The sequence below is a fragment of the Variovorax sp. 01T439_2 genome, assembly GCF_056398445.1.
In genome coordinates this window covers 1-1,485 of sequence record NZ_JBFTPJ010001186.1, presented here as the reverse complement: position 1 = coordinate 1,485, position 1,485 = coordinate 1, and the positions used below count along the sequence as shown (strand labels likewise).

2 protein-coding genes and 1 pseudogene are annotated in these 1,485 nt (G+C 72.1%); 1 reads left to right on the top strand and 2 read right to left on the bottom strand.

All coding sequences use genetic code 11. The features are described 5' to 3' along the window. Both AC1DOC_RS33325 and AC1DOC_RS33320 read right to left on the bottom strand, forming a co-directional pair. A partial coding sequence (locus tag AC1DOC_RS33325; protein ID WP_478131529.1) for an SAM-dependent methyltransferase occupies window positions 1–570 on the bottom strand: 570 nt, incomplete at its 3' end. After that, complete coding sequence (locus AC1DOC_RS33320) at window positions 567–1,148, bottom strand: Maf family protein (protein ID WP_018903247.1); 582 nt, start codon at window positions 1,146–1,148, stop codon at window positions 567–569. The genes AC1DOC_RS33325 and AC1DOC_RS33320, both read right to left, overlap by 4 nt. Before the next feature lie 83 nt (window positions 1,149–1,231). On the opposite strand from AC1DOC_RS33320, the pseudogene AC1DOC_RS33315 reads away from it, so the two are divergent. Then, window positions 1,232–1,485 (top strand): annotated as a pseudogene (locus tag AC1DOC_RS33315) (YceD family protein); the annotation flags it as partial.

Sequence of the window (1,485 nt, the reverse complement as noted above, 5' to 3'; positions counted from 1 at the left end):
CTCGATGAACAGCTGCGTCTGGCCTGTCTTGAGCGCCAGCGCCTCGAGCTCGCGGATGCGCACCTGGCGCTCGCCGGCGTCCTGCGGCAGGTAGCCGACGAAGGCGAAGTTCTGCCCGTTGAGGCCGCTTGCGGCCAGTGCCAGCAGCAGCGAGACGGGGCCGGTGAGCGGCACCACGGCAATGCCCAGGTCGTGCGCGGCGCGCGCCACCGAGGAGCCGGGATCGGCCACCGCCGGCATGCCGGCCTCGCTCAGCAGGCCGATGTCGTGGCCTTCGAGCGCGGCGGTCAGCAGCGGCCGGGCGTCGAACTGGCCGGCATGGTCGCCCTTCTTGTGCACCTCGCGCGGCAGTTCGCGGATGTCCTGCGCCTGCAGCGGCGCCGCCAGCGGCGCGACGGCATCGATCCGCTTCAGGTAGGCGCGGGCCGACTTGGCGTTCTCGCAGATCCAGTGGGTGATCCCGGCGGCGGTCTGGATCGTGCCCAGGGGCAGGGCGTCCTGCAGCGGCGCCTGGGTGTCGCAGCCGAAGTCGAGCGGCGCGGGAACGAGGTAGAGCTTGCCGGGCGTCACAGGAGTTCGACCCCCGCGGCGCGCAGCATCCGGCAGGTGCGGATCAAGGGCAGGCCGACGAGGGCCGTCGGGTCGTCGCTGTCGATCGCGCTCAGCAGGGCGATGCCGAGGCCTTCGCTCTTGGCGCTGCCTGCGCAGTCGTAGGGCTGCTCGGCTTGCAGGTACTGCTCGATGGCCGCGTCGCTGAGTTCGCGGAACACCACCCGCACCGGCGCCAGGTCGCGCTGGACGAAACCGGTGGCCTCGCAGACGACAGCCACCGCGGTCTGGAACACCAGCGTCTGGCCGCGCATCCGGCGCAGCTGGGCCGTGGCGCGCGCGTGGTCGCCGGGCTTGCCGAGCGCCTCGCCCGCCAACTCGGCCACCTGGTCCGAGCCGATGACCACGGCTTCGGGAAAGCGGGCGGCCACGGCGCGCGCCTTTTCGAGCGCCAGCCGCTCGGCCAGCTCGCGCGGCGTTTCACCGTCCAGCGCCGTTTCGTCGACTTCAGGCGGCTGTACATCGAAGGGCAGGTGCAGGCGGTTCAGCAGTTCGCGCCGGTAGCGCGAGGTCGAGGCGAGGATCAAGGGGCGTTGCATGGGCCAGATTGTGCGGGAGCCGCGCAAAACCCTCAGGCATGCCGTTGGGGCGGTGAAGCGGCCGGCGCGCTAGACTGGCGTGGATGAAGAGAGAATTTGTTCCCCAACGGCTCGACGTGGCCGGCTTTGCCGCCGCTGCCGCCACCCTCGGCGCCACCGACCCGGTGCCCAACTATGTGCGCCTTGCCGCCGAACTGGCGGCCCCGGCGCCCGACGCCGTGGTCCGCTGGACGGCGACCGGCGAAGAGCGCCCGGGCGCCGATGGCAAGGCCGTGCCCTGGCTCCATCTGGAAGCCGAAGCGACCGTGCCGCTGACCTGCCAGCGCTGCCTGACGCC

What these genes read in the sequence shown, in the direction of transcription:
- AC1DOC_RS33320 (WP_018903247.1), bottom strand. Translation starts at nt 1,148, where the DNA reads ATGCAACGCCCCTTGATCCTCGCCTCGACCTCGCGCTACCGGCGCGAA.